This is a genomic window from Nitrococcus sp., assembly GCF_059432795.1.
The window spans coordinates 39,340-65,039 of sequence record NZ_JBXWZQ010000003.1 but is presented as its reverse complement, the minus strand read 5'-3'; the positions used below and the strand labels follow the sequence as shown (position 1 = coordinate 65,039).

The window sequence follows — 25,700 nt, the reverse complement described above, 5'->3', positions numbered from 1 at the left end:
GCACCATAAGCGTCAAACGAGTTTTTTTACATCCACCGTGCCCGTCTCGGTCTGCTCGATTCGCCGGGTAATCAGCCATTGCTGGAGTATGGAGAGTGAGTTGTTCACCGTGTAATAGAGCACAAGCCCGGCCGGGAAGAATAGGAAGAAGCCGGTAAACACCACCGGCATGAACAGCATGATTTTTTGTTGTAGCGGATCCATGGGGGCCGGGTTGAGCCGCTGCTGCGCGAGCATCGTCAGACCCATGATGATCGGCAACACGTAGTAGGGGTCCGGCGCCGAGAGATCACGCAGCCACAGGATGAAAGGCGCCTGGCGCAGCTCCACGCTCTCCAGCAATACCCAGTACAGGGCAATGAATACCGGTATCTGGATCAGGATGGGTAAACAGCCACCCAGGGGGTTGACCTTCTCCCGTTTGTAAAGCGCCATGAGCTCCTGATTCATGCGCTGGCGATCGTCACCGTATTGCTCCTTGAGCTGCTGCATGCGCGGCTGGAGCTTGCGCATTCGTGCCATGGAACGATAGCTCGTCTCGGAGAGCTTGAAGAAGATCAATTTGATCAGCAAGGTGAGTAAAACGATCGCCCAACCCCAGTTCCCCACCACCGCATGAAACCATGACAGAACCGTGAACATCGGCTTGGCGAGGATGGTAAAGATGCCGTAGTCCACCGTCAGCTCAAGGCCGTCGGCTAAACCGGCCAAGCGCTCCTGATCCTTCGGACCCAGGTAGAGCTTGCTGTGAAACTTACCGCTCTGCCCCGGCTGAATGGTCTGCCAAGGTGAGCTCATACCCAGGCTGAACAAATCGTCGTTGACCACCCGAGTGTAGAAGCGCTCCGTTACCCCTCTCGGGGGCACCCAGGCGGCAAGAAAATAATGTTGCACCATCGCCGCCCAACCGTCTTTAACGCTTCGATTGAGCGGCTGGTCCCGCATATCATCGAAGGAGATCTTCTGATATTTGTTCTGCGGGCTGTAAATCGTTCCGCCGGTGTACGCGACGCGTTGCACAAACCCGCTCGCGTCGCTGTGTGAGCCTCTGAGCAGTTGCGTATACTGATAGGCTGACCACGGCGCGGCGCCCTCGTTGCGCACCTCCTGCTCCATATTGATGACGTATTTGCCGCGTTGAAAGATATAGCGGCGGGTGACCGTAACCCCATTCGGACCGTGCCAGACGAGCGGAACCACGAGTTGCGGCTCGCCCGGCGCCAGATGATAGGCCTTTTGCTCGGCTTGGAATTGCGCTTCGGTTCCCGGGGAAGCACCTGCCTTTGCCCTGAGACCTGCCTGAACCACGAACAGCGGCTTGCCCTGATCGCGCAGCAACGTAAAGGGCGCCGGGTTGTCGCTCGAGCTCGCGTGCTTGAGCAGCTGCGCCGATTGGATTCCCCCACCGACGGTATTGAGCTCGATATTGAACAGATCCGTTATGACGCGAATGCGCTCGCCTTGTTTCAGGCCGGCTTGTTGTTGCACTCGGCTGCGCGACTCATCCGCCGCCGGAGCGCCGGCCGTCTCGGCCTGTTCGGCGCTCGACGGTGCCGCAGGCGGCGCCAGATAATCCTGCTGCCAGGCGTCCCAGAGCAAGAACAAGACGGCCCCGAGCGCGAGAAAGAGGAAAAGCCTTTGGTTCTCCATCAGGGACAATCCATCGGGTCTCGGGGCGGAACGGGATCGAGGCCACCGGCGTGCCAAGGATGACAACGCAACAGCCGGCGAGCGGTCAGGTAGCTGCCATAGCCCGCGCCGTGTCGGCGCAGCGCCTCGACTGCGTACTCGGAACAACTCGGCAGATAACGACAGCACGGTCCTAGCAACGGGCTTATCAGCCATCGGTAGCCGCATATCAAGCCGATTAGGGGCGTTTGCATCGCTCGCTCATCTGTTGCCACAGCCGGCACAAGGATTGGCTCAGCCTCGCTCCACCCGCGGTACGGGCGGGGGGCTTGGCGATCACGACGAAATCCTTGCCCGCAACCGCCTGCTGGTGAAGGCGGAATGTCTCGCGAATCCGTCGCTTGATGCGGTTCCTCACGACAGCCGAAGGTGCCGTTTTCTTGGACACGGCAAGGCCGAGCCGAGCCCGCCCGTGGTCGTTGCGAATCATCAAAACGGTGAAGTAGCGATCCGCGACGCGCTCGGCACCTGCGAATACCCGCGCGTAATCGGCGGGTCGGGTCAAGCGCGCGGCTCGCGGGTAGTCACCGCTGGCCGCTGCACCCGCCATTGAACTTAAGGTGTCAGACGGGCCCGGCCTTTCGCCCGGCGCCGAGCCAACACCTGACGCCCAGCCTTGGTCGCCATGCGCGCACGAAAACCGTGGGTACGCTTGCGCCGGATCACACTCGGTTGAAAGGTCCTCTTCATCGCAATATTTCATCCTGACGGCGATCGATTAACGATCGAGGCGAGGCAAACTAGGCCGGGGGAATGTACTGTGCAAGAGCGTCCCTGTCAATTTCGCGCCACCCTCAAACGGCCGTGGATTACCACTTCGCTAGGGTATAGACTCCTGAGGCTGAAAATACTTCCCTCAGCATCTCCGTCGTTACCGAAGAGGTATCGTCCGTGGCCAATTCGCTGTGGAAGGGATGTCTACGCCGCCTGGAACGGGAGGTCTCGGACCAACAGCTCAATACCTGGATACGACCGCTGCAAGCACAGGAGGACGGTGAACAGCTCCGCCTGCTCGCACCGAATCGTTTCGTACTCGACTGGGTACGCGATCATTTTGCAGACCGCATCCAGGAGCTGCTGACCGGGCAATGTCCGGAACGCCCGCCGCAACTGAAGCTCGAGGTGGGGACCAACAGTCTCGCGCCCGCAAGTGCCGCGGCGGCCCTGACCTCCTCACGCGCCGTACGTCCCTCAGCAAGTCTGCTCAACCCGAATTTCACCTTCACGACCTTTGTCGAGGGCAAGTCCAATCAGTTGGCCCGAGCCGCTAGCAGTCAGTTGGTCGAAAACCCCGGCGGAGCCTACAATCCGCTGTTCATCTATGGCGGAGTGGGGCTCGGCAAGACGCATCTGATGCACGCCATCGGCAATGCGCTGCTGGAGCGGTTGCCGCATGCCGAGGTGCTCTATCTGCACTCCGAGCGCTTCGTCGGTGACATGGTCAAAGCGCTGCAACACAACGCGATCAATGAGTTCAAGCGCTATTACCGGGGCGTAAACGCTCTGCTGATCGACGATATCCAATTCTTTGCCGGCAAAGAACGTTCCCAGGAAGAATTCTTTCATACCTTCAATGCCCTCCTTGAAGGGCAACAGCAGGTCGTCATGTCCTGCGACCGCTACCCCAAGGAGGTCCACGGGCTCGAGGAGCGTCTAAAGTCCCGCTTCGGCTGGGGTTTGACGGTGGCGATCGAGCCGCCCGAACTGGAGACGCGGGCCGCCATCCTGATGACCAAGGCAAGCCTCGAGGGAATCGAGTTGCCGCACGAGGTCGCCTTTTTCATCGCCAAACGTATCCGCTCCAACGTGCGCGAGCTCGAAGGTGCCTTGCGCCGGGTCATTGCCAATTCGCAGTTCACCGGTGAGCGCATCACCGTCGAGTTCACCAAGGGCGCACTGCGGGATCTGCTCGCGCTACACGATAAGCTCGTGACGGTCGAGAATATCCAGAAAACCGTTGCCGAGTACTACAAGATTCGCCTGGCAGACCTGCTCTCCAAACGGCGCAGCCGTTCCATCACGCGCCCGCGGCAAGTCGCGATGGCGCTTGCCAAAGCGTTGACAAGCCACAGTCTGCCCGAAATCGGCGCCGCCTTTGGCGGACGCGATCATACGACGGTGCTGCACGCCTGCCGGAAAGTCGCCGAGCTCATGGAAGCCGATATGCGCCTGGCGGAAGACTATAGCAACCTGTTGAGAACGCTCTCAGCATGATGTGGATAACCTGGGGAACGAAAAAAGAGCGCCGTCAGGAGCAAAGTTATCCACAGGATATCCTCCGAGCAGCAACAAACTTTGGCTGCAGTTACCCCCCGGAGAATATGCGTCAATTCATTGATATTACGATGGAAATCCGGATTATCCAGTGCTCGGCGGGCAACCAATAATCTTAGAAAGAAGATACTTATTCACATATAGATGTTAGTTGGGTATCAGCATGGAATTCGACATCGACAGGGCCGCGTTGCTCCAATCCCTGCAGCGGGTTATTGGCGTCGTGGAGCGCCGCCAGACATTACCGATCTTGGCGAACGTCTTGCTCAACGTGCACGATGAAGCACTGTCATTCACGGCAACCGATCTGGAAGTCGAAATTCAGGCCCGCACGCAGGCGGTTCCCGTGGAGAGGGGTGAGGCGACACTGCCGGCACGGAAACTTGTTGATATCGTTCGCAACCTGCCAGAGGAATCCCGGATTCACGTGAGCTCGAACACCGAACGAGTTGTGCTTACGGTCCCACACAGTCGCTTCACGCTGGCAACGCTTCCGGCCGAGGAGTTCCCGTCGGTTGAAGAAACCCACGGAGCAACAACCCTGGAATTAAGCCAAGCGCAACTGCGCTGGCTGATTGATCGCCCCGGCTTCGCGATGGCCTCACAAGATGTCCGTTATTATCTCAACGGATTGTTATTGGAGCTCGACGCCCACCGCTTGCGTGCGGTCGCGACCGACGGCCACCGCCTGGCGCTGGCGGACACGGAGCTCGAGACACCGTTTCCAGAGGGCATGCAGGTCATCGTGCCACGCAAAGGTATTCAGGAGCTGTTGCGTCTTTTGAGCGACAGCGACGCGCTCCTGCAAGTCGAGCTGGCGGATAATCACTTGCGCGTGAGCTGGCCGGATGTCCGCTTCACCACCAAGCTCATCGATGGGCGGTTTCCAAACTATCAACGCGTCATTCCCAAGGCGGGGGGCGCGCAGCTTCAGGTGGATCGCAACGTCTTGCGTCAGGCGCTGGTACGAGCGTCGATCTTAGCCAACGAACGCCTACACGGCGTGCGATTCATAGTCGGCGGCGAGTGGCTGCGCATCTGCTCGAACAACCCGGATCAGGAAGAGGCGGAAGAAGAGCTCGCTGTTGCTTACGAGGGCGAACCGCTTGAAATTGGATTCAACGCGAGCTATGTGCTGGAAGCGCTCGCGGCAATTGAAGAGCCTACGGTCAATATTTTCCTGATAGACGCTAACAGCAGCGCCTTACTCCAAGGGGCCGAGAATCAGAGCTGCCAATACGTCGTGATGCCGCTGCGGCTTTAGAGCAGCACGCAGACGGATTTACGGCCGCCCCATCCGTGGATGGGAGCGCGTCAGACGCTCGGTTTCAGTCTATAGAGCAGCGATGACCCTTGTGCGAATCGAGGTGGAGGGGTTCCGCAACCTTCAGCGGGATGCGCTGAGCTTTGCGTCGGGTGTCAATCTGCTTTGGGGTGATAACGGCTCCGGTAAAACCAGTCTGCTCGAAGCGATTCATTTTCTCGCCCGCGGTCGAAGCTTCAAACGCGTTCGAAGCGATCAGTTGATTCAGAAAGGGTGCCGTTCGTTCAACCTCGGGGCCAACCTCGAGGTGGGTACGCAGTTGGTGCGCTTGGCGATGCAGCGAACGGCTGGGCGTACTCGAGTGCGGCTTGCCGGGCGGGATGTTTGGAGCCTGTCGGAGATCGCCTGGCTGCTGCCGGTTCACGTGATTAATACGGAGAGCCAACGTGTATTTGGCGGCGCGCCTCAAGAGCGACGCAGCCTGATCGACTGGGGGCTGTTCCACGTGGAACACGGTTTCCAGGAGCATTGGCGACGCTTTCAGCGGGCGTTGAAACAACGCAATGCGGCGATGCAGTCGGGTGATTCGGCCGTGGCGAAGGCGTGGGAGACAAATCTAGTCGCCGCGGGAGAGGCGGTCGACGTTTGCCGCAGGCGATACCTCGATTCTTTGTGGCCGTATTGGCGGCGGCTCGCCGATGACTGGCTACCGGGAGCGGAGCTGCATTGGGAGTTTCACTCGGGGTGGCCGCGGCGCGTCGATCTTCAGTCGGCGCTGAGCGAAGGCAGGACGAGGGAGATGGAACGCGGGCATACGATCCACGGGCCGCATCGCAGCGATCTGCGGTTTACGGCAGGGGGGGTCGACGCCGCGCAGCAGCTCTCCGGGGGACAACAAAAACTGGCGGCGATTGCGTTGCGGCTTGCGCAGGCCGAGCTGACGGCGAAACGCGGTGGGCAACGCCCGATCATTCTATTGGACGATCTCGGGGCGGAGCTCGATGCCGCGAGTCGGGGGTGGGTTTTGGAAAAGTTACGGCGCATGGATGCCCAGATCCTGTTGACGGCGTTGAGCCGGGGTGAACTGGCGCTGACGGACACGAGCATTCGTGTGTTCCACGTGGAACAAGGCCGCTATTGCTCAATGGTATAATGATGGATACCTCTCAGATAGGAATCTCTTATGGGCGCACAGACTGAATACGATTCCGCGCAAATAAAAATCTTGCGTGGATTGGATGCCGTGCGCAAACGCCCTGGCATGTACATCGGCGACACGGACGACGGTACCGGCCTGCATCATATGGTCTTTGAGGTCGCTGATAACGCAGTCGATGAAGCGCTCGCGGGGCATTGCACCGAGATCGAAGTGGTCATACATGCGGATAACTCGGTGACAGTCACCGATAACGGTCGCGGTATTCCGGTCGACATCCATCCCGAGGAGGGGCGTTCCGCGGCGGAGGTCATCATGACGATGCTGCACGCCGGCGGCAAGTTCGACAACAAATCCTACAAGGTCTCCGGTGGCCTGCACGGCGTGGGGGTCTCCGTTGTCAATGCCCTGTCGGAGCGGCTTCGTCTCATCGTCAAAAAAAATGGTCACATCCACCTGCAGGAATACCGTAACGGCGAACCGCTCGCACCGTTCAAGACGCTCGGCGAGACCAGCGACACCGGAACGCAGCTGACATTTCATCCGAGCTCGAATATTTTCACGAACATCGAATTCAACTACGACATCCTCGCCAAGCGATTCCGTGAGCTCTCCTTTCTCAATCCGGGCGTGCGTATCTCACTGAAAGATGAACGCACGGACAAGGAGGACGTGTTCGAGTACGCGGGAGGAATTCGCGCGTTCGTGCAGCACCTGAACAAGAATAAGGCCCCGCTGCACCGGGATCCCTTCTACCTCAGCGTTTGGAAAGGTGCCAGCGGTGTCGAGATCGCGATGCAGTGGAACGATTCCTACCAGGAGAATATCTTCTGCTTTACCAACAATATCCCGCAGCGCGATGGCGGCGCGCATATGGCAGGCTTCCGGGCGGCGCTGACGCGCACGGTAAATCAGTTCATGGAAGCCGAGGGATACAGCAAGAAGCTCAAGTTGGTACCCAGCGGAGACGATATCCGCGAAGGCCTCACCGCGGTCATCTCGGTGAAAGTGCCCGACCCGAAATTCTCCTCTCAGACCAAGGACAAGCTGGTCTCCTCGGAGGTCAAGGGCCTGGTGGAATCGGTGCTGGCTGAACACCTGCACCAATGGCTCTACGAGCATCCGGCGGATGCCAAGTCCATTGTTGAAAAAGTCATCGATGCGGCGCGTGCGCGCGATGCTGCCCGCCGTGCCAGAGAGATGACGCGTCGTAAAGGCGCGTTGGATGTCGCCGGTTTACCGGGCAAGCTCGCCGATTGCCAGGAACGCGATCCCGCCCGCTCCGAGCTTTACCTGGTTGAGGGGGATTCGGCAGGCGGCTCGGCGAAACAAGGGCGCGATCGCCGATACCAGGCGATCTTGCCGCTCAAAGGCAAGATTCTCAACGTGGAGAAAGCCCGGTTCGACAAGATGCTCTCTTCGGCCGAAGTGGGAACGTTGATCACTGCTCTCGGCTGCGGCATCGGAAAGGAAGAGTTCGATCCCGATAAATTGCGCTACCATCGAATCATCATCATGACCGACGCTGACGTCGACGGCTCGCACATACGTACCTTGTTGCTCACCTTCTTCTACCGTCAGATGGTCGAATTGGTGGAACGGGGGCATATCTATATCGCGCAACCTCCGCTTTATAAAATCCGCCGGGGCAAGCATGAGGATTACGTCAAGGACGAGAAGGAACTTGTGGAGTATTTGCTCCGCCTCGCGTTGACCGACGCGAGCCTGCACCCACGCGCGGAGGCGAGAATCGCCGGTGAAGAGTTGGAGCGATTGATCCGCCAGTACCTGGCGACGATGGAGATGATCGAGCATCTCTCGCGCCGCACGGATTCCGTGATCTTGCGTGCCATGGTGGATTTGCCGGCGCTCAACGACGACGCGTTACGCGACGGCCAGCGCATGGACGGCTGGTTTCAGGAGTTGGAGCGTTGCGTCAACCGCAATCAGCCCACGGGTACCGAATATCGCGCACGGGTCAATCTGAGCCAAGATGGCAGCTTTTACGAGGCAGTGGTAACCAAACGGATGCACGGGATTCTCTACCCCTACACGTTCCCGATGCAGTTCTTTCTTTCGCAGGAATACGAGACCCTCCGTCGATTGAGCGAAGTGCTCGACGGGCTGCTCGGAGAAGATGCGTTTGTGCAGCGAGGGCAGCGCAGCAAAGCAGTGGGCGAGTTCCACGAGGTTGTGCAGTGGTTTCTCGATGAGGCCAAGCGGGGCCTGAGCATCCAGCGCTACAAGGGGCTCGGCGAGATGAATCCCGCACAGTTGTGGGAGACGACGATGGATCCGGCGACCCGCCGCCTGCTTCAGGTGCGTATCGAGGATGTGGTGGCTTCCGATGAAATCTTCACCACCCTGATGGGCGATCAGGTTGAGCCACGCCGGGAGTTCATCGAGAGCAATGCCTTGTCCGCCACGAATCTCGACGTGTAGGTTAGCTAACACGGCGCACGGGGTGAGCTTTCAGTTGGAATCCGCGCTTGGATAACCTCGATTCGACAAGGAAGGCATTTGACCTTCGATCCAGGCCTCGACCCGGGTGAGCAGTTCCTGCGGTTTCAGGTCGGCGGTGTCGATCGGCTCGCCGATTCTCACTCGGATACAGCCCGGCTGCTTTCTTAGGCCGCGTTTCGGCCAGAATTCACCAGCGTTGTGGGCTACTGGCACTACTTTTGCATTGCACGCGCAGGCGAGCACAGCGCCACCGGCGTGATAACGCCCTTTGCGCCCGGCGGCGATGCGCGTGCCTTCAGGAAAAACAATGACCCAGAGTCCGGCCGCGATTCTCTCCCGTCCCTGCTTGATGACCTGACGCACTGCGGAGCGACCCAGTCTCCGGTTGATCGCGATGGGTTTGAGCAAATTGAGCGACCAGCCGAAAATCGGGACCCACATGAGCTCGCGCTTCAACACCCAGGTCTGCGGCTGAAACCATTCCTGCAGGGCAAGCGTCTCCCATGTGGATTGATGCTTGCACATAACGACTCCGGCTTGCTCCGGGATATTCTCGAGCCCCTCTATTTCCCAGCGAACGCCATTGGTGATCCTGAGCCACCAGACGATCCATAAGCTCCAGCGACTGATGATCCAGTAGCGGGCTCGATAGGGAAGCGGAGCGCTGAGCAAGCTCGGAACACCCCAGATCGCCACGGAGAGGGCGAGCCCGATGTGGAAAATCACTCCGCGCAGTAGGCTGCCTTGTGCAGTGGCGGTCGGTTCAGTCATGCGGTTCTTCGGTTTCCTCGATCAGCTGCTCGGCGAGCGTGGCAAGGTTTGGATACACCTCTGCTGGGCGGGTGGATCGCTCGGCAAGTGTGCGCTCACCGTTGCCGGTGCGCACCAGGATGGGTCGTGCGCCGATCCGGTAAGCGGCTTCGAGATCTCGCGCGCTGTCTCCCACCACCGGGCGGTTGTGGAGCGAGAGTTGGAAATGGTGTTCCACCGCGCGAAGCAACCCGTGGTGGGGTTTGCGGCAAACGCACCCATCGGCAGGGCCGTGGGGACAGACGAAGATGGCCGCGAGCCGGCCACCCGCGGCACGGGCCGCGCAATCCATGCGCGAATGGATCGCGCTCAAGTCATCCAGCGACAGCAAGCCCCGGGCAAGGCCGGATTGGTTGGTGCACACCACGACGTCGAAGCCGGCGGCCGACAACCGCGCTATGGCTGTGAGGCTGCCCGGCAGCGGGCACCATTCGGCCGGGCTTTTGATGAACTTCTTGGAATCCCAGTTGATTACCCCGTCGCGATCGAGAACGATTAGCCTGCGCGTCACGTCGGCATTTCTCCACTGGGCAGCCAGGAGACGTCGGCAATCGTCAGGAACAGCCGCGAGACACGAGCCAGTAGCGCAAGCCGATTGGTGCGTAGGCTCGCGTCCTCGGCCATGACGAGCACGGTATCGAAGAAGCGGTCGATGGGCGCGCGAAGCCGTGCCAGGCGCCGGAGCGCTGTTGTGTACTCGCCCGCGCTCACCTGTTCCTCGACCTCCGCGCTCAGCGCGCTGAGCGCTTCATAGAGGCGTTGTTCCTCCAGGTGCTCGAGGCGATTCGCGTCCACGTCGCAAAAGTGCATCGCATCGGCACCGGCGTGACGCAGAATTTGCCGAATACGCTTGTTCGCTGCCGCCAAGCTAGCGGCCTCGGGCATTTGCACGAATTCGCTGCAAGCCATCACGCGTCGGTCAAGGTCCCAAGGATCAACGGCGACGCCTTCTTGCTGGGTCAAAGCGCGTACCGCCTCAAAGAGCTCCACGGGATAATCGCGCTCCACGTAAAGCCCGCGCAGGCGCTCGAGGCAAAACTGCACGACGGGCTGCACTTGCGCCGTGGCATCGACGTCGCTGGGCATTTGCCGGGCAGCCAGAGCGAAGAGCGCCTCGAGATCGATCGAGCGCCGTCCTTCGATGCAGGTTCGTAACAGGCCGAGTGCGGCGCGGCGCAGCGCGAAGGGGTCTTTGGCGCCGGTGGGCGCCTTGCCCAGCGCGAATATGCCGACGAGGGTCTCGGCGCGCTCCGCGACGGCCAGCAGTTGACCGAGCGGGCTGTGGGCCACCTCATCGCCCGCGAATCGTGGGCGATAGCTTTCATCGAGGGCAAGCGCAATCGCCGGGTCTTCGCCGTCGTGCTCGGCATAATAGCGTCCCATCACGCCTTGCAACTCGGGGAACTCGCCGACCATCTCCGTGAGTAGATCGGTTTTCGCAAGCCAGGCGGCGCGTTCGACCTGCGCATCGGCAACACCGAACGCGGCGGCGAAATGCGTTCCAAGGGCGGCGATGCGGGCGCTCTTGTCATACAGTGAACCCAATTGTTTTTGGAACAGCACGTCCTTGAGCTGCGGGATGCGCGCTGCCAGCGAGCGCTGCCGGTCCTGATCCCAGAAAAACGCCGCGTCGGCCAGGCGCGGCCGAATAACGCGTTCATTACCGGCGATTACTTGCGCCGGATCCCGGCTCTGCAGGTTGGCCACCGCGACGAAACGCGCGCAAAGCGCGCCGTCCTCACTGCGTAACGGGAAGTACTTCTGGTGGCCTTGCATGCTGGAGATGAGCGCCTCGGAGGGTACCCGGAGAAACGTCTCGTCGAAGGCTCCAGCCATCGCCACAGGCCATTCCACCAAAGCGGTAACTTCGTCGAGCAGGGAGTCGTCCCAAACCGGCTGCGCGTTGAGCGCCTCGGCGCAGCGCTTGACCTGAGCGACAATGAGCTCACGGCGCGCCTGGAAATCGGCGATGACATAGCCTTCCTCGCGTAAGCGCGCGCTGTATTCCGCCGGTTGCCGCAGGGTAAGCGGCCGGGGATGATGGACCCGATGACCGCGGGTGGTATTGCCACTGACGGTGTCCAGCAGGGCGGCCGGTACGACGTCCTCGCCGAGCAACACGACCAGCCAGTGGACGGGCCGGACGAACTCGGCCTGACTTTCGCCCCAGCGCATTCGCTTTGCTATGGGCAGGCGAGCGAGCGCCTGGGAGATGATACCCGGCAGTAGCTCGGCCGTTGCCCGCCCGGGTTCGGTTGCGCGATAGCCAAGCCACGACCCTTTCTCGGTCTCCACGCGGCAGAGCTGCTCGACGCCGACCCCGCAGGAGCGCGCGAAACCCAGCGCCGCCTGGGTCGGTTGACCGCTCGCATCGTAGGCCACCTGCACCGCCGGGCCCTTGCGCTCGATTTGCCGGGGCGGCTGCTGCAGCGCGACGCAACGCACCAGCACCGCCAGACGGCGAGGGGTGGCGAAGCACTGGTACGCCTCATGCGGCAGCTGCGCTTGCTCCAGGCCGGCGACGACTTGGTTGGCAAAGGACTCCATCAGCGGGCGCAGCGTCTTGGGGGGCAGCTCCTCGGTGCCCAGCTCCACCAGAAGATCACGATGCGCTTGAATCATGCCTTCCCTTCCTTGGTTATCTTGAGCAGCGGGAAGCCCAACGCTTCACGGGCGGCGAAATACGCCTCGGCCACGGCGCGGGCACGGGCGCGCAGGCGCAGTATGTAGCCCTGGCGCTCGGTGACCGAGACCGCATGTCGCGCTTCGAGCAGATTAAAGGTGTGCGAGGCCTTCAAAGTCATTTCGTAGGCCGGCAGCGGCAGCCCGAGCTCCACGAGCCGTTGGCTCTCCCGCTCACAGACATCGAACCATGTGAAAAGCTCATCGACGCTGGCCTGCTCGAAGTTGTATTGCGACATCTCCCGTTCGTTCTGCAGAAACACATCGCCATAGGACACCGCTCCGGTGGGGCCGTCCGTCCAGATCAGGTCGAAGACACTTTCCTTGTTCTGCAAATACATGGCAATGCGCTCGAGTCCGTAAGTGATCTCGCCCGTCACCGGTCGGCAATCCAGCCCCCCCACCTGCTGGAAGTAGGTGAACTGGGTGATTTCCATGCCGTTGAGCCATACCTCCCATCCCAGGCCCCAGGCGCCGAGGGTCGGGGATTCCCAATTGTCCTCGACGAAGCGAATATCGTGAACTGCAAGGTCAATGCCGAGTTTCTCGAGCGATCCCAGGTACTGCTCCTGGATGTCCTCGGGCGAGGGTTTGAGTACCACCTGAAACTGGTAGTAGTGTTGTAACCGATTCGGGTTGTCTCCGTAGCGGCCGTCCTGGGGCCGGCGGGAGGGTTGGACGTAGGCGGCGTACCAGGGCTCGGGGCCGAGCGCGCGCAGGAAAGTCGCCGGATGGAAAGTGCCCGCACCCACCTCCATGTCGAGCGGCTGTAAAATCACGCACCCGCGCCGCGCCCAGTAATCCTGTAGCGCAAAGATCAGGTCTTGAAAGGTCAGCATATTCGGCTCGTTTCTCTGAAGCCCTGGATAACGTGCGCCGCGACTATCCCGTCGAGGATGGCACACAAGCTCGGGATTATAGTGGGTCGAGTTCGCACGGTGTAAGCGCCGTCGAGCGCCAATATTTCCCCCTCAGGTGCCGATACCCTATATAGGTAGGAGAGGCCGGTAAATTCGGGAGGTGGGTGATGAGCCGATTTATTCTCGAGCCGAGTGCCACCGCGGTGTGGCACCGTGTGGTCACGGAGGCCGCATGCCGGGCCGAATGTGCGCTCGATGAGCAGCGCGAGAGCTATCTCGTATTCATGCTCATGCGTTATCTGCGGCGCCCGGAATTGGTGAGGTCGGTGCTTGCGCTGAAGTTTCTGCACGGTCTTTTGAGCCGGGGTCAGATGCGGCGCGAGACGCTGCAGGAGGTCGGTGATCAGTGTCTCATCTTCGCCGGCCTGTTTCCCGAACAGGCGGAGCGGCGGCGCGTAAGACTGAGCTATTTCGTTGACCTCGGGCGTTCCGCCTACGGCAATCTGGCAGGTTCACCGCATGCCGATCGCGCGGAGCTTTTTCATGCCCTCTCGCATACCTTTGTCGTCCTGACGGATGTCTTGCGGGCCATTCGCGAGCGCGGCGACACCTTTGACATGACCGCCCTGCAGGCGGCTGATCTCTCGCTCGAGACGGGGAGCGCGGTTGGTCGGCGTGTGCTGCGAGAGCATACGGACGGCATGCTCGTCGACCCCGTAAGTGATCGCCGCCATTGATTTATGTGAACCAAAGCACATAGCGAAACTCAGCTAGGAGCGACCGCAGGTATATTCGTCGCGCATGCACTATAATAGAGCGCAAGATCGCATCGAATGCACCGGTTTAGTGCGCCAATAAGCAGCTGCGAGCCATTGGAAACCGCGGCGTTGATGGCGAGACGCCTTTGAGGCGGCTATTTCCATATATGGCATGGTTCGTGCCACATTTTAGGGCGCTTTGAACAAGACAAGCCGCAAGCCATGCATGTATTCACCATGGAGGTCGACCGATGGTTCGCACACCTGATGACGCACTCAAGATGATCAAGGAAAAAGAAGTCAAATTCATCGATCTGCGATTCACGGACACGCGGGGAAAGTGGCAGCACCTTACGCTTCCCGCGCATGCCGCCGACGAGGATCTCTTCGAGAGCGGCAAGATGTTCGACGGCTCCTCGATCTCCGGCTGGAAGGGCATCCAGGAGTCCGACATGATCTTGATGCCGGATGCCAACACGGCCGTTATCGATCCTTTCTTCGACGAAACCACGCTCAATCTCATCTGTGACGTCATCGAGCCCAGCACGATGCAAGGCTACGAGCGCGATCCCCGTTCCGTCGCCCGGCGTGCCGAGGCCTACCTCCAAGCCACCGGTATCGGCGATGTGGCTTACTTTGGTCCGGAGGCCGAGTTCTTCGTTTTTGACGACGTGCGTTGGGGCGCGGATATCAGCGGCAGCTTCTGTAAGGTCGACTCCGAGGAGGCGCGCTGGAATTCCGAGCGCATATACCCGGACGGCAACATGGGGCATCGCCCCGGGATCAAGGGCGGGTACTTCCCCGTGCCGCCGGTCGATGCGCTGCATGATGTGCGCGGCGCCATGTGTCAAGCGATGGACGAGATGGGCCTGGTCACCGAAGTGCATCACCACGAGGTCGCGACGGCCGGGCAGTGCGAAATCGGCACGCGGTTCGATACGTTGGTCAAAAAGGCGGACGAGCTGCAGATCTACAAGTATTGCGTGCACAATGTCGCCGCCGCGTTCGGCAAGACGGCGACGTTCATGCCGAAGCCCCTGGTCGGAGACAATGGCAATGGCTGTCACGTCCATCAATCCATCGCCAAAGTCGGGCAGACCCTGTTCGCCGGTGATCGCTACGGGGGTCTCTCCGAGATGGCGCTCTATTATATCGGCGGCATCATCCGGCACGCCAAGGCGTTGAACGCGTTTACCAACGCCGCCACCAACAGCTACAAGCGCCTGGTGCCCGGCTTCGAGGCGCCTGTCCTGCTTGCCTATTCGGCGCGCAACCGCTCGGCCTCGATCCGCATCCCGTGGGTTTCGAATCCCAAGGCGCGGCGTATCGAAGTGCGCTTTCCGGATGGCACGGCGAATCCGTACTTCGCTTTCGCGGCCATGTTGATGGCCGGGCTGGACGGGATCCAGAATCGCATCCATCCAGGCGACGCCATGGACAAGGATCTCTATGATCTGCCCCCCGAAGAGGAGAAGGAGATCCCCAAGGTGGCCTTTTCACTCGAGGAAGCACTGAAAGCGCTGGACGAGGATCGAGCTTTCCTCAAGGCGGGTGATGTCTTTACCGATGATGCCATCGACGGCTATTTGGCCTTGAAGCGTGATGAAGTCCAACGCCTGCGTATGACGACGCACCCGATTGAGTTCGATATGTATTACAGCGTCTGAGGCGGCATCCCGTGCGTTGTCACGGCGGCAAAGACCGTGTGCTCGTGCTGTCCCGGTGGCCGTGGTAGGCAGCGCGCGTAAGCCGAGGGATGAAAAAACAGGTCGCCCTATCAGGGCTGATCACAGCGGTGGCGCTCGCCGGCGGGGTCTAGCGACCCCTTGACTCTTGGGTGGTGGCGGTATGAAGCAAATCGTGGCAAGTGTGTTGTTGTTGCTTCTCGCAACCCTGCCTGCCCAGTCCGCCATCTTCCAATGGACGGACGCCGAGGGGGTCAAGCATTACTCGGACAAACCGCATCCGGGGGCCGAACGGCTGGAGTTGGGAGAGCCCCCGGTAATCGATTTACCGCCGGTCGAAGAAGTACCGGCCCTGACACCCGACAAGCCCCCGGCGGCCGAGCCTTATGAGCATTTTGGCATCTCTGAACCGCAACCCGAGGCCACGGTACGCAACAACCCCGGGACCGTGGTCGTGCGTTTCAGGATCGAACCGGAGCTGCGCAACGACGATCATATCCGCGTTTTGTTGGACGAGCGACCGATACGTACCGGCGTCACCGCGCCGACGGTGGCGCTGCATGAGATCAACCGGGGCACCCACACGCTCGGTGCCGTGATCGAGGACGCCTCGGGCAAGGCCGTGGCGCGAGCCGAGCCGGTTACCTTCTATATGCATCGCCCCTCCGTGCACATACCGGCCAATCAACCACCGCGGCTGCAGTAACGCCTGCAGGGCTTCCCGAGCGGATCGTCTGCCGGCGTCGCGGGCGCAGGACTCCATGGTCGTCGTAGCCGCGGAGGGCAGCGGAATGGACGCCTGGCCGACAGCCAGTCAATAGTGGAATGAAAACGAGCTTGACTCCGATCGGGGATCAGCTGCTGGAATTGCTGAGCACGGCTGTCGTCTTGCTCGAGGGCGATCGCCGAGTGTGCTATCTCAATGGCGCGGCCGAGGGGCTGCTGCAGATCAGTGCGCGACAGGCGATCGGCATGGAGCTCGCGCGGCTGCTGCCGAGTTCCGTCACGCTCGAGCGCGGCATTGGTCTGGCGCTCGAGCGCCAGGGAGGGTATACGGAACGCGAGCACCGGATGGTGCTCGGCAACGGTCAGGCGATCACCGTGAATTGCGCCATTACGCCGCTGGCTCACGGACGTATCCTACTGGAGCTGGATCAGCTCGACCGTCACCTGAGGATCTCCCGGGAGAATCAGCTCCTTGCCCAGAATCGGGCGATCCGCGAGCTCATCCGCAACCTCGCGCACGAGATCAAGAACCCGCTCGGCGGGTTACGCGGCGCGGCTCAGTTGCTCCAGGGGGAGCTGCACGAGCCGGAGCACCACGAATACACCGACGTGATCATCAAAGAGGCCGATCGGTTGCGTTCCCTGGTCGACGGCTTGCTCGGCCCCGCTGCCCGAGGACGTCGGCAGGCGACCAACATTCATCAGCTCTTGGAGCACGTGCGCCATCTGGTACGGGCAGAAGCCCCCAACGGAGTGGCGATCGTGCGCGACTATGACCCGAGCATCCCACTGCTTCAGGCGGTACCGGATCAGCTCATTCAAGTGCTGCTCAACCTGGTGAGGAATGCCCTTCAGGCGGTCGGCGAGAGCGGAACGATCACCTTGCGTACGCGTACTCAACGGCGTTTCACCATCGGCAACGTGGAGCACAAGCTGGTGGCCTGCGTCAGGGTCATCGACGATGGCTGCGGAATTCCGCTCGAGCGTCAGGACACGATCTTCTATCCGGTGGCGAGCGATCGCGCCGAGGGTAGCGGGATCGGCCTGACGATCGCCCAGACACTGATCTATCAGCATGGTGGGCTTATCGAGTGCGCGAGTGAACCGGGGCGCACGGTTTTTACGGTATGGTTGCCGATCGAGGAGCGCAATGAATGACTCGCCGTGTATCTGGGTGGTTGACGACGACCGCTCCATTCGTTGGGTCCTGACCAAGGCTCTGGAGAGAGCGGGAATGCGGAGCGCCCCTTTCGAGAGCGGGCACGAGGCGCTGGCGGCATTCGATCAAGGGCAACCGGACGTGCTCATCACCGATATCCGCATGCCGAGCCTGGACGGCCTCGCACTGCTGCGTGACGTGCACGCGCGTTGGCCTCAGTTGCCCGTCATCGTGATCACCGCGCACTCGGATCTCGATGCCGCGGTGGCCGCCTACCAGGGCGGCGCGTTCGAGTACCTGCCGAAACCCTTCGACACGGAGCATGCCGTCGCACTGGTGCGGCGTGCCCTCGGCGCCGCCCGGGCGGCAGCGCCGAGCCACTCCGAACAGCGTCACACGCCGGAGATCATCGGCGAGGCGCCGGCGATGCAGGAGGTGTTTCGTGCGATTGGCCGGCTATCGCGCTCCAACATCACGGTGCTGATCAATGGGGAGTCGGGAACGGGCAAGGAGTTGGTGGCGCGCGCGCTCCACCGACACAGCCCGCGTGCCGACAAGCCTTTCATCGTGCTCAACATGGCTGCCGTTCCGCACGATCTCATGGAATCGGAGCTGTTCGGTCACGAGAAAGGCGCAGTCACCGGTGCCCATCAGAGTCGCAGCGGTCGCTTCGAGCAGGCGGACGGCGGAACGCTCTTCCTCGATGAGATCGGCGATATGCCGGCCGAATTGCAGACGCGTCTGCTGCGTGTGCTCGCCGACGGTGAGTTCTATCCGGTGGGCGCGTTGACCGCCCAGCGCGTGGATGTGCGGATCATTGCGGCGACCCATCGTAATCTGCAGCGACAGGTGCAGGCCGGGTTGTTTCGCGAGGATCTGTTCCATCGGCTGAACGTCATTCGTATCCACGTCTGTGCGCTTCGCGAGCGCAGCAGTGATATTCCGGTCCTCGCCGAGCATTTCCTCGGGCGCGCCGCGCGCGAGCTTCAAGTCGAGCCCAAGCAGCTTTCTCCGGCCGTGAAACGCTACTTCATGCACCTCCCCTGGCCGGGCAACGTCCGGGAGCTGGAAAATGTCTGCCGCGGCCTCACTGTCATGGCCAGTGGCCAGGTCATCGAGCTGGAGGATCTGCCGGCCGAGCTCCGGGCTGAGCCGAGCACTGAGGATAGCGAGGACGACTGGGAAGGCTTGCTGGCGCGCTGGGCCGAGGAGCGCGCGAGCGAGATGGCTCCCGGTGCGCTGGCGGAAGCTTTGCCCAGGCTCGAGCGGGTGCTTATCCGCGCCGCCTTGCGGCGCACCGGCGGACGCCGCCAGGACGCCGCGCGCCTGCTCGGTTGGGGGCGTAACACGTTGACACGCAAGATCAAGGAACTGCAGCTCAGTGTCTGACCGCCTAACACAGCCGGCGGGCGGCCGAAGGCCGCGCCGGTCGCTCGTTTGCGATCACCGACCGGGAACTGCCGCGAGCGATCGCGCGCCGGTCATACCTCTTCTGCGGTAACAGGGAGCCCGACAATGGTCTGGAGCACGCTGATTCCGGTCAGTACCGTGGTGGCGCACTTGACCGATCCCGCCTGGTCGATCATCGACTGCCGTTTCGATTTGACCGACCTGCAAGCCGGGCGCCGCGCCTACGCGATGGCGCATATTCCGGGGGCGTACTATGCGGATCTCGACGAGGATTTATCCGGACCCGTTACTGAACACAGTGGCCGCCATCCGCTGCCGGATGCGCACGCCTTCATGCGTTGGCTTGCCAGCAAGGGTATCGGCAATTCCAGCCAGGTGGTGGCATACGACGCCGGCCCCGGTGCCATTGCGGCTCGGTTATGGTGGCTGATGCGTTGGTTGGGCCATGAAGCGGTGGCGGTGCTCGATGGGGGATTTCTCGCCTGGAACGCTCTGGGATATCCGGTCAGCCGAGCCCAACCGCGCCAGCGGCCGGGTTCGTTCCAAGGCCGTGCCGGCATGATGCCCTCGATCGACAGCGACACCCTGTGCCGTGAGCGCCAAGGCTATCGAATCGTCGATGCCCGCGTCGTCGAGCGGTTTCGGGGCGACGTGGAGCCAGTCGACCCAATCGCTGGCCACATTCCCGGCGCCTACTATCGACCCTTTCCGGACAACCTGGGATCGGACGGGCGGTTTCTCGATCCGGCAGCGCTGCGTGCGGCCTGGAGCGAGCTCGTGCCGACAGGCGGCGCCGGCGAGTTGGTTGCAATGTGTGGCTCGGGGGTGACGGCCTGCCACCATCTCCTGGCGCTCGAGCATGCGGGTTGGCACGGGGCGCGCCTTTTCGCCGGTTCCTGGAGCGAGTGGATACGGGATCCGTCGCGGCCGGTGGCGAGCGGGGAGGCGACCACCACCGACCCCTGACGGCCGAGACCAAGGTGACAGAGCGTTTCTCGCATGTGGTCGGCTTCGATGATGCACCGTTTCACCGCGAGCACCGTGGCGATGTGTTCGTGGTCGGTGCGGTTTTCGCCGGTGCGCGGCTGGACGGCGTCCTACCGGGGCGTGTGCGCCGCGATGGGGCCAATTCGACGCGGGAGCTGGTCCGCATGGTGCGGGAATCGCGTTTTGCACCGCAGCTGCAGTGCGTGCTGCTGCAAGGGGTCGCCTTGGCTGGCTTCAACGTGATCGATGCGCCGCGGCTGTCCGAAGCGCTCGGTCTTCCGGTGCTCATCGTGGCCCGCCGCACGCCGGATCACTCGGCGATACGCCGAGCGCTGCTGCAGCGGGTTCCAGGGGGACGGCGCAAGTGGCAACTGATCGAGCGCCTTGGGGCCATGGAAGCGCTGCTCGGGGTGCAGGTCCAGCGCGTTGGCTTGACGCTGGAGGAGGCGCAGGGGGTGCTCCAGCGGTTTTGCTTGCACAGTCGGATCCCGGAACCGTTGCGTACCGCTCATCTCATTGCCGCTGCCTTGGCCGGCGGCTGGTCCAGGCAGCGCGTATGACGGACAGTAAACCGGCCGTGCCGAGGGGATTGTTGCATATTGTTCTGCTCGAGCCGGAAATTCCCCCCAACACGGGCAATGTGATTCGGCTCTGTGCCAATACCGGTATGCGCCTGCATCTTATTCATCCACTCGGGTTTTCTATGAGCGATCGGCAGCTGCGCCGGGCAGGGCTGGATTACCGGGAGTACGCGCGCGTCGAAGAACACGCAAGCTATGCGGCATTCTGCCAAACCGTGCGCCCCTCGCGCCTGTTCGCGTTCTCGGCGGGCGGGCGGCGCCTCTTTCACAGCGCCCGTTATCGCCCGGGTGATGGGTTGCTTTTTGGTTCCGAGAGCTGCGGCTTGCCCGAAAGCCTGCTCGCGACGTTCGCCGACGAGGCTGTATTGCGCCTGCCCATGGTGCCGGGAAACCGTAGCCTCAATCTCTCCAATGCCGTTGCCGTGGCCGCTTTCGAGGCCTGGCGGCAGCTCGAGTATGCCGGGGCGCAACAGCCGCTGTAGCGAGCGGGCCGCGTATCATTGCAGCCGCGCGCACGAGCACGGGGGTCTTAATCCAGCTCGGATTTGCGCTCCCGCAGCATCAGATTGGTGACCGCCTCCCGGATCCTGAGCTCGCCGGAGAGCACCCGGCATACCTGCTCGCAGATGGGCATCTCCACGCCCGTCGTGATGGCCAGGCGATGGACATCGTTGCTGGTTTGCAGCCCCTCAACGGTCTGACCGATCTGCCGCACGGCATCGGCTACGGACACCCCCCGACCCAAAGCGAGCCCCAAGCGACGATTTCGCGATTGATCGTCGGTGCAGGTCAGGATGAGATCCCCCACGCCGGAAAGCCCCATGAAGGTCTCCGGCCGCGCCCGCATGGCTTCGCCGAGGCGGCGCAGCTCGCTGAGGCCGCGAGTGATGAGCCCCGCCCGCGCATTGGCGCCCATACCGAGGCCATCGGCAATCCCCGTGGCAATGGCCAGCACGTTCTTGACCGCGCCGCCGAGCTCCACTCCGACCACATCGTCACTGGTATAAACGCGAAAGCTCTCGCAGTGGAAGGCGTCGGCGAGCGCCTGGGCGAAGACGGGATCCGAGGACGCGACGGTGACCGCTGTCGGAAGCCCTTGCGCGACTTCACGCGCGAAACTCGGACCGGAGAGGACCGCCAGCGCCCGTCCCGGCAAGATCCGTTCGGCCACGCAATGCAGGGGATTCCCTGTACCGGCATCGAGCCCCTTGGTTGCCCAGGCGAGCCGGGCATTCTGCGCGAGCAGCGGTGCGAGTTGCCTCAATACTTGGCTGAAAACGGCACTGGGCACCGCGACCAGTACGTCCCGCGCATCGCCGAGGGCGACCGGCAGCTCAGCCACGGGCCGCAGCCGTTGCGGAAAGGGCGCGCCGGGTAGGTGGTGGTTATTGGCCCGTTCGCGGCAAAGCCGCGCGATGTGCTCGGCCTCGTGCCCCCAAAGCGCCACGCGGTGGCCGCGGCGCGCGAGAACCAGCGCGAGAGCGGTTCCCCACGAACCGGCGCCGACTACGCAGATCGCCTCTGAGCGCTCCATGAGCGTGCGTTACTGGTGCTCGCTCTGAGCGCTTTGCTGTTGCTCGGCGCGCTTTTGCGCGTAGATGGCGTCGAAATTCACCGGCGCCAGAACCATGGCCGGAAAGCCGGCCCGGCTGGAGAGGTCGGATATGGCCTCGCGCGCGTAGGGAAACAAAATCGTGGGGCAGTAGCTGCCGAGCAGGCCGTCGAGCGTCTGGGCATCGAAGCCCATGATGGTGAATATTCCGGCCGCTTGCACCTCGCAGAGATAGGCCGTCTTCTCGTCGAGCTTGGTGGTTACCGTCGCGGTGATGATCACCTCATAAGCGTTCTCCTCCAGCGAGCGGTGTGCGGTGTTCAGCTCGATGTTCGCTTGCGGGCGCCATTCGGAGCGAAAGATTTCCGGCGAATTGGGCATCTCTAGCGAGGCATCTTTGAGGTAGACTTTCTGGATGATGAATTGCTGCTGGGAATCGCCTGCTTGGGTGTTGGCGTCTGCTTCAGGCATGATTCGCTACACTCCTACTTCCATTGCAACCGGCAAGGCTCACTTGCTCTTCATCGGCAGCCCGGCCGCTTGCCAAGCGCCGATGCCGCCTTTGAGCTGATATACGTTGTCCAACCCCAGCTTTTTGAGCTTGAATCCGGCCTTGCGGGCCTTGTAATCGGTGTCGTCGTAGAGGATAACCGGACGACCTCCATACTGCTTGAGCTTTTCGGTTTGCTGATACAGCCGGTCCAGCGGCAAATTCACGGCGCCCGGCAGGTGGCCCGATAGATAGGCGTTCTCGCCGCGCAGATCGACGAACACGGCATCATCGCGATTATAGAGCTGTGTGGCTTGCTCCGGCTCCAGCACCCGACCTGCCTGAAGTAGCAGGAGAATTTCATTCGCGATGATGGCGGCGGTGACTACCACGAGGGCGATGAAAAGCGCCCAGTGGTTGCCGATGAATTCGAACAGTTGCTCCATAGGCGATTGTTATGCTCGTTAGTGCGATAGGGGTTTAATCGGTCGTCGCCGGATGCGGCGCCTTGGCACGACTGCGACGGCGGATTCGTTTTAGCCGCTCAACGGGGCTTGTTAGACTTTGGCATTATACTGTTGCCAGCCGGCGATGAAATGGACTCTCAAGGCGTCCGCGCAAAGATCATACGGCATGCGAGCTTTGGCCGCTTTGACAATGGCGATGCTGGCCTTGGGGCTGTTCGCGGGTATCGCCGCCGGTGGGGGCTATCATAGCAAAGCCGAACAGCTCGAGAAGCTGCGCGCGCAAATCAGCGCTGTTCGTGCCGAGCTCCACCGCGAGCAGCAGCGCGCGGATGAGCTGACGCGCGAGCTGCAGCGGCTCGATGAGAATATCGGTTCCGCCGCTGCCGGGGTGCAGGAACTGGAAGGGACCATTCAGGCGCACCGCGAGCGTATTGCCGCGCTACAGTTGCGTTATGAGCGTATGACCGGCCAGCTCGAGCAGCAGCGGGATCAGTTGGGGCAGCAACTCGTCGCCGCCTATGCGCTCGGCCGTGAGCAGTATGTTCGCCTCATGCTGAACCAGCAGGACCCCGACCGTCTGGAGCGCGTGCAGGTCTACTATGAGTACATCAGTGCGGCACGCGGGCAGCGGATTCACGAAAGCTTGCAGGCGCTGAAATCGATCGACGCGCTCGCGCGGAAGCGGCAGGCCGAGCTCGCGGAGCTGGGACAGCTAAAGCGCCAGCGCGTGGCGACACGCAAGGAGCTGCAGCGTGATCGTCGGCAGCGAGCGGTCGTGTTGCGGCGTCTGCGCCGGCGCATGGCGGATCGCGGTGAACGATTGCAACGCCTCAAGGCCGACGCCGCCGGGCTGGCCAAATTGATTCAGCGCTTGCGTACTTTGGCAGACATCCCCGCCGAGCGCTCCAACGAGCGGCCGTTCCAAGGCCGCAAAGGCGAGTTGGCGTGGCCGCTGACGGGCAAGCTGATCGCCCCCTCCGGTGCCGGGCGCGAGGCCGACGCGCAGTGGCACGGCGTGTTCATCGCGGCTGCCGAGGGAAGCGATGTACAGGCCGTCGCCGGCGGACGGGTGGTGTTTGCCGATTGGCTGCGCGGTCTCGGGCTGTTGTTGATCATCGATCACGGCCGCGGCTACATGACGCTGTATGGCCACAACCAATCATTATATAAAGCGCTCGGTGATTGGGTCGAAGCCGGAGAGATCATTGCCACTGCGGGGGTCAGTGGAGGCGAGAACCGCGCCGGGCTCTATTTTGAAGTGCGCGTGCACGGCAAACCCGACAACCCGCTGGCGTGGCTGCGCCCCGTCGGGCAGCATGGCTGAGTCGGAGGCGTGCGGCTCCCATTGTGACAGAGGTCTAGATTGAGAGTGGATATGCGAGTGACCAAGTCCCTGTATGCGCTGTGCGCCGGTGTCGTGCTCGGTGTTCTTGCCACATACGGTCAGGGCGTATGTGCTCAACGACCAACCCCGCAAGTCGAGCTTCCGCTCGGTGAGCTGCGCATCTTCACCGAGGTGTTGGTCCGTGTAAAACAAGACTACGTCGAGTCGGTGAAGGACGAAACGCTGCTGGAGAATGCGATTCGCGGCATGATCTCTGGGTTGGACCCGCATTCGGCCTATCTGGACAAGCAGGAATACCGGGATCTGCAGGTCGGTACCCGAGGCGAATTCGGAGGGCTTGGCATCGAGGTGGGAATGGAGAACGGCTTCGTCAAGGTGATCGCGCCGATCGACGATACGCCGGCCGCAAGAGCGGGTATTCAAGCCGGGGACCTGATTATCCGAATCGACGGTAAACCGGTCAATGGCATGACGCTCAGCGACGCGGTGACGGTGATGCGCGGCGAGCCCGGCACGACGATCGACTTGACCGTGGTCCGGGAGAACGAGGATAAGCCCCTCGACGTGACGATCAAGCGCGCCGTGATCAAAGTCGACAGCGTCAAATCGCGGATGCTGGAGCCCGGTTTTGCCTATCTGCGGATTACCCAGTTTCAGTCGCACACCGGTGACGACGTGCTCGAGGCGCTCGAGGATCTCAAGAGTCAGGACGAGGGTAAGCTGCAGGGGCTGGTGCTGGACTTGCGCAACAATCCCGGTGGCGTCCTGAATGCGGCAGTGGAGGTGGCGGATGACTTCCTTACCAACGGGCGTATCGTCTACACGCAGGGCCGGATCCAGAGCGCCGACATGAGCTTCAACGCCACCTCGGACGATTTCATCGACGGTGCGCCCATGGTCGTGTTGGTCAACGGGGGGTCGGCATCCGCCTCGGAGATCGTCGCCGGTGCGCTGCAGGACCACAAGCGCGCGGTGATCATGGGCAGCCAGACGTTCGGCAAAGGCTCCGTGCAAACCATTTTGCCGCTACGCGACGGCGCCGCGATCAAGCTCACCACGGCGCGTTATTACACGCCCAACGGGCGTTCCATCCAGGCGGAGGGCATCGTGCCCGATGTCTTTGTCGGTAATGTCAAAGTGACGAAGGCGGGCGATGGAGGTGTCGGTATGGTCACCGAGGCGGACCTCAGCCGTCATTTGAGCAATGGCAAAGCCGAATCGTCAAAGGAAAAGACGAGCGGAACGGTGAAAAAGGATCTTGCCAGCGAGGACTATACCTTGTCGGAGGCATTGAACCTGCTCAAGGGGCTGACGATCCTGAAGCGCCGCTCCGGGTAGCGAT

General features: G+C 61.8%; 25 protein-coding genes. 14 read left to right on the top strand and 11 right to left on the bottom strand.

Going from position 1 to position 25,700, the window contains the following annotated elements:
* Positions 1 to 12: 12 nt before the first annotated feature.
* From yidC to rpmH, 4 genes are read right to left on the bottom strand one after another with little or no spacing between them, the layout of a single operon-like run.
* Positions 13 to 1,650 (bottom strand): membrane protein insertase YidC, encoded by a 1,638-nt coding sequence (gene yidC, locus AC52Q4_RS00660; RefSeq protein ID WP_495534864.1) that lies wholly within the window; start codon positions 1,648 to 1,650, stop codon positions 13 to 15.
* Positions 1,650 to 1,883, bottom strand: coding sequence for a membrane protein insertion efficiency factor YidD (gene yidD / locus AC52Q4_RS00655; RefSeq protein WP_495534863.1), 234 nt, complete (start codon positions 1,881 to 1,883; stop codon positions 1,650 to 1,652). The genes yidC and yidD overlap by 1 nt, the downstream gene beginning before the upstream one ends.
* The gene (gene rnpA, locus AC52Q4_RS00650; RefSeq protein WP_495534862.1) at positions 1,868 to 2,239 is read right to left on the bottom strand and encodes a ribonuclease P protein component; all 372 of its coding nucleotides are present in this window, start codon (positions 2,237 to 2,239) and stop codon (positions 1,868 to 1,870) included. The genes yidD and rnpA overlap by 16 nt, the downstream gene beginning before the upstream one ends.
* Before the next feature lie 5 nt (positions 2,240 to 2,244).
* Positions 2,245 to 2,379 (bottom strand): 50S ribosomal protein L34, encoded by a 135-nt coding sequence (rpmH, locus tag AC52Q4_RS00645; RefSeq protein WP_495534861.1) that lies wholly within the window; start codon positions 2,377 to 2,379, stop codon positions 2,245 to 2,247.
* Positions 2,380 to 2,580: 201 nt separating this feature from the next.
* On the opposite strand from rpmH, the gene dnaA reads away from it, so the two are divergent.
* The 4 genes from dnaA (at position 2,581) to gyrB (ending at position 8,825) form a co-directional block, all read left to right on the top strand.
* Positions 2,581 to 3,903 (top strand): chromosomal replication initiator protein DnaA, encoded by a 1,323-nt coding sequence (dnaA, locus tag AC52Q4_RS00640; RefSeq protein WP_495534860.1) that lies wholly within the window; start codon positions 2,581 to 2,583, stop codon positions 3,901 to 3,903.
* Positions 3,904 to 4,126: 223 nt separating this feature from the next.
* A complete protein-coding gene (gene dnaN / locus AC52Q4_RS00635; protein WP_495534859.1) occupies positions 4,127 to 5,227 on the top strand; it encodes a DNA polymerase III subunit beta in 1,101 nt (366 codons plus the stop codon).
* An 82-nt stretch (positions 5,228 to 5,309) separates the two neighbouring features.
* Positions 5,310 to 6,380, top strand: a complete 1,071-nt coding sequence (gene recF, locus AC52Q4_RS00630; RefSeq protein ID WP_495534858.1) for a DNA replication/repair protein RecF — start codon at positions 5,310 to 5,312, stop codon at positions 6,378 to 6,380.
* 30 nt (positions 6,381 to 6,410) lie between these two features.
* The gene (gene gyrB / locus AC52Q4_RS00625) at positions 6,411 to 8,825 is read left to right on the top strand and encodes a DNA topoisomerase (ATP-hydrolyzing) subunit B (protein WP_495534857.1); all 2,415 of its coding nucleotides are present in this window, start codon (positions 6,411 to 6,413) and stop codon (positions 8,823 to 8,825) included.
* Between the two features lie 30 nt (positions 8,826 to 8,855).
* Here gyrB and AC52Q4_RS00620 read toward each other — a convergent pair whose 3' ends face one another.
* The 4 genes from AC52Q4_RS00620 to glyQ are packed head-to-tail and all read right to left on the bottom strand — an operon-like array spanning position 8,856 to position 13,177.
* Positions 8,856 to 9,617, bottom strand: a complete 762-nt coding sequence (locus AC52Q4_RS00620; protein ID WP_495534856.1) for a lysophospholipid acyltransferase family protein — start codon at positions 9,615 to 9,617, stop codon at positions 8,856 to 8,858.
* Positions 9,610 to 10,167 carry a D-glycero-beta-D-manno-heptose 1,7-bisphosphate 7-phosphatase gene (gene gmhB / locus AC52Q4_RS00615; protein ID WP_495534855.1) on the bottom strand — a complete coding sequence of 186 codons (558 nt, stop codon included), beginning with the start codon at positions 10,165 to 10,167 and terminating at the stop codon, positions 9,610 to 9,612. Before gmhB ends, AC52Q4_RS00620 begins: the two co-directional genes overlap by 8 nt.
* A complete protein-coding gene (gene glyS / locus AC52Q4_RS00610; protein ID WP_495534854.1) occupies positions 10,164 to 12,278 on the bottom strand; it encodes a glycine--tRNA ligase subunit beta in 2,115 nt (704 codons plus the stop codon). The genes gmhB and glyS overlap by 4 nt, the downstream gene beginning before the upstream one ends.
* Positions 12,275 to 13,177, bottom strand: coding sequence for a glycine--tRNA ligase subunit alpha (gene glyQ, locus AC52Q4_RS00605; RefSeq protein ID WP_495534853.1), 903 nt, complete (start codon positions 13,175 to 13,177; stop codon positions 12,275 to 12,277). Before glyQ ends, glyS begins: the two co-directional genes overlap by 4 nt.
* 188 nt (positions 13,178 to 13,365) lie before the next feature.
* Here glyQ and AC52Q4_RS00600 point away from each other — a divergent pair, with 188 nt between their 5' ends.
* From AC52Q4_RS00600 to AC52Q4_RS00565, 8 genes are all read left to right on the top strand, one after another.
* Positions 13,366 to 13,935 carry a hypothetical protein gene (locus tag AC52Q4_RS00600; protein WP_495534852.1) on the top strand — a complete coding sequence of 190 codons (570 nt, stop codon included), beginning with the start codon at positions 13,366 to 13,368 and terminating at the stop codon, positions 13,933 to 13,935.
* Between the two features lie 272 nt (positions 13,936 to 14,207).
* Positions 14,208 to 15,623 carry a glutamate--ammonia ligase gene (gene glnA / locus AC52Q4_RS00595; protein WP_495534851.1) on the top strand — a complete coding sequence of 472 codons (1,416 nt, stop codon included), beginning with the start codon at positions 14,208 to 14,210 and terminating at the stop codon, positions 15,621 to 15,623.
* A gap of 181 nt (positions 15,624 to 15,804) precedes the next feature.
* The gene (locus AC52Q4_RS00590; RefSeq protein WP_495534850.1) at positions 15,805 to 16,347 is read left to right on the top strand and encodes a DUF4124 domain-containing protein; all 543 of its coding nucleotides are present in this window, start codon (positions 15,805 to 15,807) and stop codon (positions 16,345 to 16,347) included.
* A gap of 119 nt (positions 16,348 to 16,466) precedes the next feature.
* Entirely contained in the window at positions 16,467 to 17,525 is a 1,059-nt protein-coding gene (gene glnL, locus AC52Q4_RS00585; protein WP_495534849.1) for a nitrogen regulation protein NR(II), read from the top strand.
* Entirely contained in the window at positions 17,518 to 18,915 is a 1,398-nt protein-coding gene (ntrC, locus tag AC52Q4_RS00580) for a nitrogen regulation protein NR(I) (protein ID WP_495534848.1), read from the top strand. Before glnL ends, ntrC begins: the two co-directional genes overlap by 8 nt.
* Positions 18,916 to 19,041: 126 nt before the next feature.
* Positions 19,042 to 19,902 (top strand): sulfurtransferase, encoded by an 861-nt coding sequence (locus AC52Q4_RS00575; protein WP_495534847.1) that lies wholly within the window; start codon positions 19,042 to 19,044, stop codon positions 19,900 to 19,902.
* Positions 19,903 to 19,916: 14 nt separating this feature from the next.
* Positions 19,917 to 20,483: an endonuclease dU gene (locus AC52Q4_RS00570; RefSeq protein ID WP_495534880.1), complete on the top strand. Its 567-nt coding sequence runs from the start codon at positions 19,917 to 19,919 to the stop codon at positions 20,481 to 20,483.
* Positions 20,480 to 20,986 carry a tRNA (cytidine(34)-2'-O)-methyltransferase gene (locus tag AC52Q4_RS00565; RefSeq protein WP_495534846.1) on the top strand — a complete coding sequence of 169 codons (507 nt, stop codon included), beginning with the start codon at positions 20,480 to 20,482 and terminating at the stop codon, positions 20,984 to 20,986. Before AC52Q4_RS00570 ends, AC52Q4_RS00565 begins: the two co-directional genes overlap by 4 nt.
* Before the next feature lie 47 nt (positions 20,987 to 21,033).
* On the opposite strand, the gene AC52Q4_RS00560 is transcribed toward AC52Q4_RS00565, so the two are convergent.
* From AC52Q4_RS00560 to AC52Q4_RS00550, 3 genes are read right to left on the bottom strand one after another with little or no spacing between them, the layout of a single operon-like run.
* Positions 21,034 to 22,038: an NAD(P)H-dependent glycerol-3-phosphate dehydrogenase gene (locus tag AC52Q4_RS00560; protein WP_495534845.1), complete on the bottom strand. Its 1,005-nt coding sequence runs from the start codon at positions 22,036 to 22,038 to the stop codon at positions 21,034 to 21,036.
* Between the two features lie 9 nt (positions 22,039 to 22,047).
* On the bottom strand, positions 22,048 to 22,527 hold the full coding sequence (gene secB, locus AC52Q4_RS00555) for a protein-export chaperone SecB (RefSeq protein WP_495534844.1): 480 nt from the start codon (positions 22,525 to 22,527) through the stop codon (positions 22,048 to 22,050).
* Positions 22,528 to 22,566: 39 nt separating this feature from the next.
* Entirely contained in the window at positions 22,567 to 22,992 is a 426-nt protein-coding gene (locus AC52Q4_RS00550; RefSeq protein WP_495534843.1) for a rhodanese-like domain-containing protein, read from the bottom strand.
* A 211-nt stretch (positions 22,993 to 23,203) separates the two neighbouring features.
* Between AC52Q4_RS00550 and AC52Q4_RS00545 the strand changes: the two genes are divergently transcribed.
* Positions 23,204 to 24,337 (top strand): murein hydrolase activator EnvC family protein, encoded by a 1,134-nt coding sequence (locus AC52Q4_RS00545; RefSeq protein ID WP_495534842.1) that lies wholly within the window; start codon positions 23,204 to 23,206, stop codon positions 24,335 to 24,337.
* Between the two features lie 51 nt (positions 24,338 to 24,388).
* Positions 24,389 to 25,696 carry a S41 family peptidase gene (locus tag AC52Q4_RS00540; protein WP_495534841.1) on the top strand — a complete coding sequence of 436 codons (1,308 nt, stop codon included), beginning with the start codon at positions 24,389 to 24,391 and terminating at the stop codon, positions 25,694 to 25,696.
* The last annotated feature ends 4 nt before the right edge of the window (positions 25,697 to 25,700 follow it).